The following is a 12,473-nucleotide window of genomic DNA, read 5'->3' as shown; positions in this document are numbered from 1 at the left end:
TTCCCCGGCATCCGGGGCAAAACCTTGCCCGGCTGGCACCAAAGATTGCCGTTCGAGTCATTGGTCTCAGGCCTGGGCGCTCTGTCCGCTCGACGACTTGCCGGTGAGCCTGTCCATGGCCGCCTTGAGCATGGCATCACGCTGCTCGGTCAGGGCCCGGGTCTGGGTCTCCCGCTCTTCCGCCGAGAGCGTCTTGTCGTCGGCCACCCCCTTGATCTGGCTCTCGAGATCGTCAAATTTTTTGCGATCGAAGCCGAGTGCCTTGTCCACCAGCTGCTGCACCACCGTATTGCTGGCGCTCCCGGCCAGGGAGGCGCTCTTGCCGCTTCTGGCCAGATGCTCGTAAGTCAGTACCTGCTGCGCCTTGCCGGTCAGCACCTGGCTGGAGAGGCTGACCTGCTGATCCCAGCTCCCCTGCTGGCTGTCGTTGCCACCCAGGGTAGCCAGGGCACGGCTGTGGGACGCACTCTGGGCGAGTTGCTGACCATAAGGTTTGATGTCCATGAAGGCTCCACGCTGCTGCCGGCCGAGCCGGCGTCCGGGGAGACACTCCCCGCCAATAGCCATGACTCAGCAAGTTGCAGGCCAACTTGACCACTCGCTGGCAGCGATCTGGGATAGCGAGTGGATGACGCCAGACGGGGGCGGCGGGCGGGATAGAAAACAGAGCGAGAAGAGGCACCCGGGGGTGCCTCTTCTCATCCCGCCGAGACGGGGTTCAGCGACGGCTGATCTGCAGCGGGCCGAAGGTCTGGGCCACCGGCATGATCTCGATGCTGTTGATGTTGACGTGAGCGGGCTGCTGACTGACCCAGAGCACGGTATTGGCGATGTCCTCCGGCTGGATGGCCTGCACCCCCTGATAGACGGTGGCCGCCTTGGCGTCGTCACCGTGGAAGCGCACGTTGGAGAACTCGGTACCGCCGCACAGACCCGGCTCCACATTGGTGACGCGCACCGCGCTGCCCGCCAAATCGGCACGCAGGTTCAGGCTGAACTGCTTCACGAACGCCTTGGTGGCACCATAGACGTTGCCGCCCGGGTAGGGGTAAGTGCCGGCGATGGAGCCGATGTTGACCACGTGGCCGCGATTGCGCGCCACCATGCCTGGCAGCAGCAGGCGGGTGAGCAGGGTCAGGCCGCTGATGTTGGTGGCGATCATCTGCTCCCAGTCTTCCAGTTCCGCCTTGTGGGCGGGCTCAAGCCCCAGCGCCAGTCCGGCGTTGTTCACCAGCAGGTCCACCTCGCACCACTCGGCCGGCAGCCCGGCGATGGCGGCGCGGGTGGCGGCCTTGTCCTGCACGTCGAACGCCAGCGGCAGGAACTGCTCGCCCAGCTCGTCGGCCAGGGCGGCCAGCCGTTCGGCGCGGCGACCGGTGCCGATCACCCTGTAACCCGCGTTCACCAGCAGACGGCTGATGGCTTCACCAAACCCGGACGAGGCGCCCGTTACCATTGCGATCATCTGAACCTCCATTGTGATTTATCTTGTTGAAACAAAAAAAATTCATTCATCATCCAACTCGCGGCCCGTCGCTTTTCGCCAGATAAACACCGCCAGATGCAGCAGCAACAGGCCGCTGCCCCCCAGGGCAAACAGCAGGCCGGTGAGGGCGTTGACCGAGGTGTCGGCGCCACACCACCACCAGACCAGCCAGCCCACCAAACCGATGACGAAGGTCTGGATGGCGCAGAGCGGGCAGCGCCCCAGCCTGGCCCTGATGGCGGTGGCGAGGCAGTCGTCACAGCTCATGGCTACCCCTCGATGTCGCGGCAGCGCGGCCCATGCTGACCCCGAAGGCGGTGGCAAGACAGTCGTCACAGCTCATGGCTGCCCCTCGATGTCGCGGCAGCGCGGCTCATGCTGACCCTGATGGCGGTGGCGAGGCAGTTGTCGCAGCTCATGGCTGCCCCTCGATGTCGAGGCAGCGCGGCTCATGCTGACCCCGAACGCGGTGGCGAGACAGTCATCCCAGCTCATGACTGCCCCTCAATGCCAGAGGGCGATTCACGATGCGTCCCGCCCGGCGGGGCGCAGCGCCAGCACCAGCCGGTGGGCGTGCTGGCCCGGGCCGTAGTAATCCAGCAGCCTGAGCCTGGGGCGAAACCCCAGCCCATGGTAGAGGGTCTGGGCTTCGGGGTTGGCATCGGCGACCTCGAGCCGGATAGCCCCCCAGCCCGCTTCCCGGCCCTCCCGGATCACCTGCTCCAGCAGGCGCCTGGCCCAACCCTGGCGGCGCACCGTCCAGCGAATGGCGAGGGTCTGGATGATGAGCCTGTTCCAGCCCCTGTGCTCCAGCACGCTGAGGTAGCCCATCAACTGCGCCTTATCATCCAGCAGCAGCAGGGTGCGCCCCCTGGCATGACTGAGCAGGTAATGCCAGCGGCTGCGGCCGAAGGCGACCTCGGGGGGAAAACAGTAGCGTTCCAGCTTCACGATGGCGCCCAAATCATCGGTTCGGGCCGCGCGCACGGTCAACACGGGGAGTCCTTGTTCGGTTATTTATCCTCAGCACCAGAAATGCGACTTGTATCACAAGTTACCAAGGCAGAATATTAGGCACTGTAACCTCTTGTTTCCCCTCGCGCCATTGTCGTGCTTGTCGGTGCATCGAAGCCCACTGGGGATCCTGCCTTTTCAGGCAGTCCTTTCTGTGGAGCCGAAAATATGAGTACCTATGTCATCGTCGACGAGCCGGGCGACTGGCCCTGCCGTGCCGATTATCTGCTGACCGCCCGCACCTATCTGCAACACGGCGTGCCGACCACCGGCGGCCGTCCCCGCATCATCAATCTCTGCCGCAGCCTGGAGCACCTGAGTGCGGGCTATTACTGTTCCCTGCTGGCCCAGGCCCGCAGCCACCACTGCCTGCCGGGACTGCAGGCCATCAGCCGGCAGCAACCCCAGCAGCCACCGGCCAAGCTGTGGCGCAAGCTGCAGGGCTGGCTGGCCCGACAAAGCGAGGACAGGATCCGGGTACGCGCCATCTTCGGCCAGTGCGAACAGAGCGAGCTGGCGGGGCTGTCCCGCTACTACTACGGCCTGAACCAGCTACCGCTGCAGGAGCTGACCCTGAAACGAGGCCGTCACGGCTGGTCGGTGCGCCAGCAGCAGAGCCTCTCCCCCCTGGTGCTGAGCCCGCGAGAGCGGGAGCTGATGCTGCAGCACGCCCAGGCCCTGGTCGGTACAGGGGACGAGGAGCAGACGGCGCCGCTCTATCAGCTCGCCATCCTGATGGATCAGAACGATGGCCGGGCCAGCAGCGATGCCCTGGCGATCGAGCGCTTTATCCAGGCCGCCGCCGCCCAGGGGATCCAGGCCGAGATACTGGCGCCCTCCGCCATCGAGCGGCTGCCGGAGTTCGACACCCTCTGGCTGCGGGCCGAGACCGCGGTGGGCCACTACACCTTCGAGTTCGCCCGCCGTGCCGAGCAGCTCAAGATGCCGGTGATCGACAGTTCCCGCGCCATCCTCGCCTGCAGCAACAAGCTCTACCTCTACGAGCTGATGGTGCGCAGCGGCGTGCCCATGCCGCCCACCATGGTGGTGACCCGCCGTGGCCGCCACCAGGTGGACGAGCTGGTGCAGCGCCTCGGCCTGCCGCTGATGGTGAAGGTGCCCGACGGTGCCCAGGGCCGTGATCTCGCCATGGCCAACGACGAGACCCAGCTCGCCCGCCTGCTGGACGAGGGGCTGGGCCGCTCCGCCCTGCTGCTGGTGCAGAGCCGGATCCCCGCCGAGTTCGACTGGCGCATCGGCTTTCTCGACGGCTCGCCGCTGTTCGCCTGCCGCCGCTACCGGCCGGAGCCCGGCAACCGCATCCGCCGTCGCAAGCACCCCCTCGACATGAGCCGGATCGAGGCGCTGCCGCTCACCGAAGTGCCGGAACGGGTGTTGCAGACCGCCCGCCGTGCCGTGCACCAGCTCGGCAACGGCCTGTTCGGGGTGGATCTGCGCCAGCAGGGCCAGGGCTGCGTGCTGCTGGAAATCATCGACAACCCCTGGATCCGTGGCGACATCGAAGACAGAGAGGCCAGGGATCTCTATGAACGCCTGGCCAGGGCCTTCCGGCAACGGCTGGAGAACCGGGGGCAGAGCGCCCCTGATCGGCCATAAACAAAGAGGGCCCCGTGCTGGGGCCCTCTTTGTGATGGGACAGGCGTCATTGCAACTGCAGGAAGCGACCACTGAGGGGGGGCAAGTCTACCGTCAGGCTGCTGCCCCCCATGGCCAGGCGCTCGCCGCTCTGCAGATCCACCAGGGCGCTGCCGCTGCGCAGCTTGCCAACCGGCACGGCATAGCTCTGGGGCGTGGTGGAGACGTTGAGCAGGTAGACTATCTGCTCCGCCGCCGTCTGCTTGATGTCGCCGTAGACGCTGCCCTCGGCCACCAGCTTGATCCTTTCCCCCTGATAGAGGGCGGGGTGGGCGGCACGCAGGGCCAACAGCTGGCCAAGCCACTGCTTGAGCTCGGCCTGCTCGCTGCTTGGTGCAAAGCCGGTGACACCGGGCACCTTGCCGTCGCTGCGGGCCACGTGATCGTCACACAGCCCCTGGGCCGCACAGTCGCCGCCCACTTGGGCCGCAAAGCCCGGCACCTCGTCGCCAAACTCTTCGCCGTAATAGAGGGTGATAGGGCCGGAGCGTGCCGCCAGGAAGCTGAAGGCCGCCTTGTGACGCTGCCAGTAGTCCGCCGGATTGAAGTTGCCGCGCTCCAGCAGATCCCCGAAGCGCACCAGATCGTGGTTGCCCAGCATCAGGTTAGGCATGGCGTGATCCGGGTAGTTCTCCACCTTGTTCCAGCTGGCATCGAGCACGCTGGCCCCCTGGCCACCCTTGCCGGACTCCTCCACCGCCAGCGCCTGCACCAAGCCGTAGCGCAGCGGGAAGTCGAACGCAGAGGAGAGCGCCGGGTTGTCGCTGCTGCCGTAGGCCTCGTTACGGATGTCGTCGGCCCCCTTCCACACCTCCCCCACCATGTAGCCCAGGGTGCCCCACTGCTGGCCGGCAGCCTTGCGCGCCGCACTGGCCTGCTCCACCTCGCTGCGAATGGCGCGCCACTCGTCCAGCCCTAGCTGATAGGCCTGATCGAGGCGCCAGCCATCGATGCCGTACTGCTCGACCCAGTAGCGGGCCACCTCCTTGAAGTAGGCAAGGCTCTCGGGCTGATCGTAATCCACCAGCTGGCCAGGGTAGCCGGCGCCGCCACTCTTGAGAGCGGGCAGACGCCCCTCCGGCGAAGGCTTGCTCACCCCGACCCGGTTGACGTGGCCGAACACACCGTCCAGGAAGACATGCAACCCACGCTGATGGGCTGCCTCGACCAGTTTTTTCAACTGGGCATTGCTGCCGAAGTTCGGGTCTACGTTGAAGAAGTCGCAGGCGAAGTAGCCGGTGGCATCCAGCCGATCGTCCCCGGCCTGACCGGCACAGGAGTCGAACACAGGGGTCAGCCAGATGGCGTTGACGTTGAGGCTCTTGATGTGGTCCAGGCTGTCGATGATCCCCTGCAGATCGCCGTTGTGCCGGGAAGGACCGTAGCCGACACCGTAGTTGGCACTGCCGTCGCCATCGACGAAGGACTCCACCATCACCTGATAGGTGCGCAGGTTGCAGGCGGGCTGATCATCGCCGTAGCAGGCGCGGCTGTCCGAGGTGGGGGGCGGATTGACCACGGGGGGCTGGGGTTCGCTGCTGGAGCCCCCGCCGCCGCTGCCGCACGCTGTCAGTAACAAGGCGGCCCCGATCAGGCCGCCATGGCGCAACCTTCCTTGTTTCATTGTTATCTTCCCGCTGTGATGGTGCTGGCGCAAAATACGCCACCCTGGGGCCATGATAGCGGCCTCGCCACAGCGGGTCTGTGACTGAAAACGTTACCTGACTCAACGCGTTAGCAGGCAAGGCTCAATGCGTATTGCGATCGTGGAAGGCGTCGCGCTCGTCGATGGGCTTGATCAGGTGATAGACCTCCTGGGCCGACAGGGTGAAACCTCCAGGCCACTCCAGCTGGTGGCGGCGATTGATGAAGACCCGGGCGAAGCGACGCTCGGTGTCAATGGCGGCAAACAGGGGCTGGCTGCGCCAGGGGGTCAGGTCCAGCACCCCGGTAGTGCCATCCGAGAGCACCACGAACAGGCACCAGTCATGCACATACTCCACATCGATGAAGACCGGCATCCCTTCGGCTCCGATTGAGAAAATCCGGCGCCATTATAGGCAAGCCTCCCGCCCCGCTTTGCAATGGGGATCACACAATGCCCAGTCATTTATGCTGTCTTCTGGCCAGGTCAGGAGCACACCGGCCAGCCGAAGAGCTGGTTGCTGCTGGTTTGTCGGCGTTCTCGGCGGCTCGCCGCTGGCCACCAACATCAACGATCTCTTTATGGAAGGCTGAGCCTGCGAACCGTGCGATGCCTTCGGCGAGTCCGTCAAGCAGGCAAACCAATCCGGCTGGCGGACGACAACCGGTTCCGGCATCACAGCCGGAGGTCATGAGGGATGCCACTCTGGCGCTGTACAATGACGCAGAATAGCCAGATGACCCTCCACAGGCGGGGTGAATAATATGGCTTACGTCTCCCAAATGGTGTGCTGACGACTAAATGGGCTCTGGTTGGGTAGATTGGAAAATACGTTCCGACTAGGACGGCAGGCAGACGCAAGCCTGAACGATGGTGAGCGAAGCGGTATATCCGCAACAGGGATCACCTGCATCATGCCCTGAAAAACAATCCCCCGGTGCGGTGCATCGGGGGCTCAAGGCTGGCGGAAATGAGGTCTATCCACTGCCGAAGCGGATATGGGCTGATGGGGATCAGGCCTGGCCTTTCGGCCTCACACCCAGGGTATGGCAGATGGCGTAGGTCAGCTCGGATCGGTTCAGGGTGTAGAAGTGGAAATCCTTCACCCCTTCCTGGCTCAACACCCGCACCTGATCGATGGCGATGCTGGCCCCCACCATGTTGCGGGTCATCTGATCGTTATCCAGCCCCTCGAACCGCTGATGCATCCAGCGCGGGATCTTCACGTTGGTAAAGCCGGCAAACTTGTTGAGGGTCTGGAAATTGGAGACCGGCAGTATCCCGGGCACGATTTCGGCATCGATGCCGATGGCGGCGCAGCGATCACGAAAACGCAGGTAGGTCTCCACATCGAAGAAGAACTGGGTAATGGCGCGGTTGGCACCGGCATCTATCTTGCGCTTGAGGTTGAGCAGGTCGGACTGCGCGCTCCTGGCTTCGGGGTGGCCTTCCGGATAGGCGGCAACCGAGATGTCGAAGTCGGCTTCGGACTTGAGCAGGGCGACCAGATCGGTGGCATACATGTCCGGCTTGTCGAGTCCGGGAGGCAAATCACCACGCAGTGCCACTATGTGGCGAATGCCGCTGTTCCAGTAGTCACGGGCAATGGTTCTCAGCTCGTCGCGGCTGGCATCGATACAGGTCAGGTGCGGCGCGGCGATGAGGCCGGTGCGCTCCTTGATGTCCTTGATCACCTTGTGAGTGCGATCCCGGGTGCCCGAGTTGGCGCCATAGGTCACGGAGACAAACTTGGGTTCCAGCACCTGCAGTCGTTCGATGGATTGCCAGAGGGTATTTTCCATCCCTTCGCTGTTGGGGGGGAAAAACTCGAAACTGACCGAAATGTTGTTACCCAAGTCAGCCAGACTCTGGTTGAGTGCCTCAACCTGACGCGCGCTGTGAAATCCCATCTGCTCTCTCCCTGTCCTACAACCGATTCCTGTACGTCAAAACGGATGTTTGGACGTCTAAACGTCTTTCTATCTTTATGAGAAAACGGCTCAAAGTCAACCTCGATTTACCCACGAAGGCGGGATAAGCGATTTTTTTTATTTTGCAATTCAACCCAAGTCGCGAGCGGCCCCATCCCAAAATGTCCTCAGGCACGCTATGATGCGGGCGGATCGTCCTAGACGTTCTGAATCTGCGTGTGATTGTTTGGCCGGGTTTCCCGGCCTTTTTTTAACTTCTCCCCCTCCCTGCCGATAATCAATTCAAGCATTTGCAGGAGCCTTGTCATGGAAGATCACCCCGGTTTTGCCACCGATTTGCTGTTCGATCGCTATCAGGGCGAGGTGACGGACCATGAAGGGTTCTGGACAGTGCGCACCCCGACCGCCCCGGATTACTACTTCGGCAACTATCTGCTGCTCCCCACGCCGCCCAGCGACCGCGACAAGGGTTGGCTCGAAGCCAGCTTCGACAAGCTGATCGGCCAGGATCCCAGGATCCGCCATCGCACCTTCCAGTGGCCGCTGGCCGAGGGACAGAACAGCCGGGTCGCCGGCTTCGTGGCGGCGGGATACCAGTACATGGAGTGCGTGGTGCTGGCACTGGAAGCCGCCAGCTGGCAGACACCGAGCGACCAGAGCCTCGACTCGGCCCGCCCCTTCACCCCTGCCGACTGGGATGACTGGCTGACCTTGGAGCTCGATGACAGGGACCCAGGTCATGAGGAGGAGAGCTACCTCGCCTACCTGCGGTCACGGCGCGACCTCTATCAGGCCATGATCGCCGATGGACTGGGACAGTGGTGGGGGATCTGGCATCAGGATCGCCTGGTCGCCAGTTGCGGCCTCTTCTTCACCGGCACCATGGGGCGCTTCCAGCTGGTTCGTACCCATCAGGATTGGCGAAACCGGGGCCTCTGCCGTCAACTGCTGAGCCAGGTCGCCCGTCAGGGGTTCGAGCGAGCCAGGCAGCTCATCATAGTGGCCGACGAGCACTACCACGCCCAGCGGGTCTACCGCGCCCTGGGTTTCGTCCCGGTGGCACGTATCGGCAGCCTGTGCCGCTGGACTCACCAGCCATAGCCGGCTGGCGCAAATGAAAACGGGAGGCTGATGCCTCCCGTTTTTTTTCATGGTGCCGCCCTTCAGGGCTGCGGCGCTTCCAGCTCGCTGGCCAGCGCCTGCTCGACGTCGGTCGCGGCAGCCGCCGAGGGAGCCACAGCCGCAGACACGGGGGACGCGCTCAGCGCGGTCGAGATGGCCGCGGATGGCGTAGCAACGGCAGCCTCAACCGTGGCGGGCGCGGCAGAGACGGCGGCGGGAGCCGTGCATTGGCAGTCCACGGCCTTGGCCTGCTGGCCCTGATGCGGGGCATACCAACCCTTCAGCCCCTGCTCCAGCCGGTCGGCGGCGGCTTGCGGCGCCATGGTGCCGAGCAGCACACTCTGACTCACCTCGGCCAGCTCATCCCCCAGCTTGGGGGTGCCGCGAGAGAGGATCTGGGTGGCGACCCGGATGGTAGAGTCACACTGATCTCGCCACTCCATCATCTCTTTGGCTGCCGGGTTGGTGGCCTCGAAGAAGTGGTTGGAGAGGGAGAAGAACCCCGGCAGCGAGTTGGTATAGAGCTCGGCAAACTGGGAGGTGGTCAGCCACCGCAGGAAGGTCATGGCGGCCTCCTTGTTCTTGCTGGCCGGGTTCATCCCCATGCCGATGTCGGTGTGATCGGTGAAGAAGCAACCGTCACCCTGCTTTGCCACAGGGGGGCGCATGACACCGAAGTCCACCTTGCCGGTGAAGGGTGCTATCTCCCAGGAGCCGGCCGCATAGAAGGCAGCCTTGCCGGAGGTGAACAGCTCGTTGGTAGTGGCGTAGTCACGACCCTCCCCCCCCTCGCCGAGATAGGCACGCCAGCGGGCCAGCTCCTCGAACACCTTGACGTATTGCGGGTTGTCGAGCCGCTCCTGGCCGCCAATCAGCGCCAGCCTGCCATCCTCCCCCTTCCAGTAGTTGGGGCCAATGTTCTGGAAGCCCAGCTCGGAGGCGACCCAGCTCTCGGAGCCACTCATGGCCAGCGGCACATAGCGACCATCCGCCTTCACCTTGTCGAGCACGGCGAAAAACTCGTCCCGGCTCTGGGGCACGGCCAGCCCCAGCTCGCTGAAGATCTGCTTGTTGTAGAAGAAGCCGTGAATGACGGAAGCCATGGGCACGCAGAAGGTCTGGGCGCCGCTGTCGGTCTGCCAGGGGGACTGGGCGAAGCTCGGGAAGTTCTCCATCCCGGCCATCTCGCTCAGCTCCGCCAGATGACCCGCCTTGAACAGGGCCAGGGAGTCATCGAACGGGCGGCAGGTGATGAGATCCCCTGCCTTGCCCTCCTTCAAACTGGCCCAGAGCGTCGGCATGTAGTCGACGTTCTGCACCCCGTTGAAGCTCACCTGGATGCCCGGGTGAGCGGCCTCGAAGGCGGGGATGATCTTCTCCTCCCACAGGGCCTTGTCATCGATCCGCCAGCTTTCGATCACCAGCTCGCTGGCCATCAGCTGGCCACACAACAGGAGACTCAGGGCCCCGATCCACTTGTTAGCCATAAGTCCTCCTACACCTTGAAATGAGCGATCAATTGCTGCTGTTTGGCGACCAGATCCGCCAGCACTTCACTGCTGCTTGCCGATTCACGGGCCTCCCGTTCGGTCTCGTAGGCCACGTCCGCAATGCCGGCGATATGGCGGGCCACCCCCTGACTGACCGAGATCTGTTCCTGGGCCGCATGGGCGACCTGATCCGCCATCGACTTGATGGCACTCATCCGCTCGGCGATGGATTGCAACGCCTGATCCATGGCCCGGGTCTGTGACACGCAACCCTGGGTCTGCTCCTGGCTGCGCCCCATCACCTCCATCACCTGCTTGCTGGAGCTCTGCAGGTTTTCGATCATGGCCTGGATCTCTTCGGTCGAGGTCTGGGTCCGATTCGCCAGCGCCCTGACCTCGTCCGCCACCACCGCAAAGCCGCGGCCGGCATCACCGGCCCGTGCCGCCTCGATGGCCGCATTTAGTGCCAGCAGGTTGGTCTGCTCGGCAATGCTGCGGATCACGTCCAGAATACTGCCGATGTTGTTGCTGAATTCCCCCAGCTTGTGGGTGATGCCGACCGCCTCCTCCATGGCGCCAGCCAGCTGTTCGGTGATCCGGCGCGTGGTCGCCACCTGTTTGCGACCGGCACGCGCCTCCTCATCGGCCAGATCCACCTCGCGCTTGGTGCCGTCGGTGGAGCGGGCCACCTCGGTGGCGCTCACCTCCAGTTCGGTGATGGCGGCGGCCACCTGGTCGGTCTGGCTCTTCTGATCCTGCACCCTGGACATGGCCCTTTCGCTTATCTCGGCGGCGCGGCTCGCCTCCTCCACCAGATGACGGGAACCGGCGTTGATCTGGGAGAGCAACTCCCCCGTCTTGTCCGCCAGGGTGTTGATGGAACGGGTCAGGCTGCCGAATTCACAGCGGCTCTGGTAGTCGATGCGCCGGGTCATGTCCCCGGTGGCCATGCGATCCAGTGCCCGATCGATCAGCTGCAGCGGACGCTGTATGCTGCGGGCCGTGGTGTAACCGATGATGAGCGCGGCGGCGGCCGAGATGGCGGAGACGATCAGGATCCAGAGACTGGCACTGCTGACGGCGTCATCGGCACCGATCCGGCTCTGGCTGGCGATGCTGCCCGCCGACTTGCCCATCTCGTCCAACAGCGCCAGGCTGTTGACCAGACTGGTGTCGAGCTGCTGATTCAGGCTCTGCAACGAGGCGGCAAGCTGCTGGCCATTGCGCATGGTGGCCAGCAGTCCCTGCGGGCCGAGCGCCAGCTCCTGCATCCTGTCCAGATTGACGACGAAGCGCTGCCTCACGTCATCGGGCACCAGCACCCGCTCGAGCCGCTTGCGCGCCATCTCGATATCCTTGGCGAGCACCTTCTCCAGTTCGTTGAGATCTGTCTTGGCGTCTGCCCGACGGATGTTCTTCAGATCCCGGGCGATGCCGGAGGTGATGAGTTCGGCCTTGTTGCGCATGGAACGCTTGCTGGCGGTCTGCTGCAACAGCAGATCGGCGGCCCACTGATAGGTGTCTTCCAGCCTGATAAAGGCCAGCTCCAGCTCATGACGGCGATCGAGGGCGGCTATCCACTGACCATGCTGGCTCAGCACCTGATCCGCCAGACCGTAGAACTCCCGGGTGGCCCCATCGACCTGACGGAACCGCTCGCCCGCCTCGGCCACATCGTTGAAGCGGGCCATCTCCTTGCTCTGGGCAACGAAGCGCGCCTGCTGCGCCTTGAACTGGCTGGCCAGCTGCGGCAACTGGGTGGCATCCTCGCTGGTCCTGTAGGTCAGCACCCAGCGGTTGCTGTCCTGCAGTGCCCCCTTGAGCCCGGCGACGGCGATCACCAAGGGAGTGGCACGATCCGATACCTGGGACAGTCCCTCATTGATCCCCCGGATCTTCAGAATACTGATGAAGCCCAGCAGAACCAGCAGCAGCAACATCAGCACAAATCCGACGATGATCCGCTGCACGATAGATAAACCCATGGAGACATCCTCACTCGTTGGGAAATAAAGGGGTTAACGCAGAGGCTATCGGCACGCCGAGGCAATGGAAGAGCAATAAGTGACACTTTGAGGGGCCGGATCACAGTTATTGCCCCGAGCCAGACAGAAAAGGGCCCGAACAGA

General features: G+C 63.8%; 12 protein-coding genes. 2 read left to right on the top strand and 10 right to left on the bottom strand.

The window, feature by feature from the left end; translation table 11 throughout:
• Positions 1–66 precede the first annotated feature (66 nt).
• From KW824_RS15100 to KW824_RS15080, 5 genes are all read right to left on the bottom strand, one after another.
• A complete protein-coding gene (locus KW824_RS15100) occupies positions 67–504 on the bottom strand; it encodes a hypothetical protein (protein ID WP_139751032.1) in 438 nt (145 codons plus the stop codon).
• Positions 505–718: 214 nt separating this feature from the next.
• Complete coding sequence (locus tag KW824_RS15095) at positions 719–1,465, bottom strand: SDR family oxidoreductase (RefSeq protein ID WP_218410226.1); 747 nt, start codon at positions 1,463–1,465, stop codon at positions 719–721.
• A 42-nt stretch (positions 1,466–1,507) separates the two neighbouring features.
• Positions 1,508–1,753 carry a DUF3624 family protein gene (locus KW824_RS15090; protein ID WP_218410225.1) on the bottom strand — a complete coding sequence of 82 codons (246 nt, stop codon included), beginning with the start codon at positions 1,751–1,753 and terminating at the stop codon, positions 1,508–1,510.
• A 72-nt stretch (positions 1,754–1,825) separates the two neighbouring features.
• On the bottom strand, positions 1,826–1,981 hold the full coding sequence (locus tag KW824_RS15085; protein ID WP_218410224.1) for a hypothetical protein: 156 nt from the start codon (positions 1,979–1,981) through the stop codon (positions 1,826–1,828).
• Positions 1,982–2,008: 27 nt separating this feature from the next.
• A complete protein-coding gene (locus KW824_RS15080) occupies positions 2,009–2,482 on the bottom strand; it encodes an N-acetyltransferase (protein ID WP_218410223.1) in 474 nt (157 codons plus the stop codon).
• Positions 2,483–2,668: 186 nt separating this feature from the next.
• On the opposite strand from KW824_RS15080, the gene KW824_RS15075 reads away from it, so the two are divergent.
• Positions 2,669–4,117 carry a RimK family protein gene (locus KW824_RS15075; RefSeq protein WP_218410222.1) on the top strand — a complete coding sequence of 483 codons (1,449 nt, stop codon included), beginning with the start codon at positions 2,669–2,671 and terminating at the stop codon, positions 4,115–4,117.
• Between the two features lie 46 nt (positions 4,118–4,163).
• Here the strand turns inward: KW824_RS15075 and KW824_RS15070 are convergent, their stop codons facing one another.
• The 3 genes from KW824_RS15070 to metF all read right to left on the bottom strand — a co-directional run bounded on the left by KW824_RS15070 (position 4,164) and on the right by metF (position 7,711).
• Positions 4,164–5,780: an alpha-amylase family protein gene (locus tag KW824_RS15070; RefSeq protein ID WP_180344964.1), complete on the bottom strand. Its 1,617-nt coding sequence runs from the start codon at positions 5,778–5,780 to the stop codon at positions 4,164–4,166.
• A 124-nt stretch (positions 5,781–5,904) separates the two neighbouring features.
• Complete coding sequence (locus KW824_RS15065; RefSeq protein ID WP_005328751.1) at positions 5,905–6,177, bottom strand: DUF2442 domain-containing protein; 273 nt, start codon at positions 6,175–6,177, stop codon at positions 5,905–5,907.
• Positions 6,178–6,814: 637 nt separating this feature from the next.
• The gene (metF, locus tag KW824_RS15060) at positions 6,815–7,711 is read right to left on the bottom strand and encodes a methylenetetrahydrofolate reductase (RefSeq protein ID WP_025328549.1); all 897 of its coding nucleotides are present in this window, start codon (positions 7,709–7,711) and stop codon (positions 6,815–6,817) included.
• A gap of 327 nt (positions 7,712–8,038) precedes the next feature.
• Here metF and KW824_RS15055 point away from each other — a divergent pair, with 327 nt between their 5' ends.
• A complete protein-coding gene (locus KW824_RS15055) occupies positions 8,039–8,833 on the top strand; it encodes a GNAT family N-acetyltransferase (RefSeq protein WP_218410221.1) in 795 nt (264 codons plus the stop codon).
• Between the two features lie 62 nt (positions 8,834–8,895).
• On the opposite strand, the gene KW824_RS15050 is transcribed toward KW824_RS15055, so the two are convergent.
• Positions 8,896–10,341 (bottom strand): ABC transporter substrate-binding protein, encoded by a 1,446-nt coding sequence (locus tag KW824_RS15050; RefSeq protein WP_218410220.1) that lies wholly within the window; start codon positions 10,339–10,341, stop codon positions 8,896–8,898.
• 8 nt (positions 10,342–10,349) lie between these two features.
• The gene (locus tag KW824_RS15045; protein ID WP_218410219.1) at positions 10,350–12,329 is read right to left on the bottom strand and encodes a methyl-accepting chemotaxis protein; all 1,980 of its coding nucleotides are present in this window, start codon (positions 12,327–12,329) and stop codon (positions 10,350–10,352) included.
• Between the last annotated feature and the right edge of the window lie 144 nt (positions 12,330–12,473).

Source organism: Aeromonas sp. sif0611 (genome assembly GCF_019218845.1).
GTDB classification, from domain to species: domain Bacteria; phylum Pseudomonadota; class Gammaproteobacteria; order Enterobacterales; family Aeromonadaceae; genus Aeromonas; species Aeromonas media.
Note: the sequence above shows the minus strand (reverse complement) of the source record. Positions and strands in the feature narration are given on the sequence as shown.

What these genes read in the sequence shown, in the direction of transcription:
- KW824_RS15100 (WP_139751032.1), bottom strand. Translation starts at nt 504, where the DNA reads ATGGACATCAAACCTTATGGTCAGCAACTCGCCCAGAGTGCGTCCCAC.
- KW824_RS15095 (WP_218410226.1), bottom strand. Translation starts at nt 1,465, where the DNA reads ATGATCGCAATGGTAACGGGCGCCTCGTCCGGGTTTGGTGAAGCCATC.
- KW824_RS15090 (WP_218410225.1), bottom strand. Translation starts at nt 1,753, where the DNA reads ATGAGCTGTGACGACTGCCTCGCCACCGCCATCAGGGCCAGGCTGGGG.
- KW824_RS15085 (WP_218410224.1), bottom strand. Translation starts at nt 1,981, where the DNA reads ATGAGCTGGGATGACTGTCTCGCCACCGCGTTCGGGGTCAGCATGAGC.
- KW824_RS15075 (WP_218410222.1), top strand. Translation starts at nt 2,669, where the DNA reads ATGAGTACCTATGTCATCGTCGACGAGCCGGGCGACTGGCCCTGCCGT.
- KW824_RS15070 (WP_180344964.1), bottom strand. Translation starts at nt 5,780, where the DNA reads ATGAAACAAGGAAGGTTGCGCCATGGCGGCCTGATCGGGGCCGCCTTG.
- KW824_RS15065 (WP_005328751.1), bottom strand. Translation starts at nt 6,177, where the DNA reads ATGCCGGTCTTCATCGATGTGGAGTATGTGCATGACTGGTGCCTGTTC.
- metF (WP_025328549.1), bottom strand. Translation starts at nt 7,711, where the DNA reads ATGGGATTTCACAGCGCGCGTCAGGTTGAGGCACTCAACCAGAGTCTG.
- KW824_RS15055 (WP_218410221.1), top strand. Translation starts at nt 8,039, where the DNA reads ATGGAAGATCACCCCGGTTTTGCCACCGATTTGCTGTTCGATCGCTAT.
- KW824_RS15050 (WP_218410220.1), bottom strand. Translation starts at nt 10,341, where the DNA reads ATGGCTAACAAGTGGATCGGGGCCCTGAGTCTCCTGTTGTGTGGCCAG.
- KW824_RS15045 (WP_218410219.1), bottom strand. Translation starts at nt 12,329, where the DNA reads ATGGGTTTATCTATCGTGCAGCGGATCATCGTCGGATTTGTGCTGATG.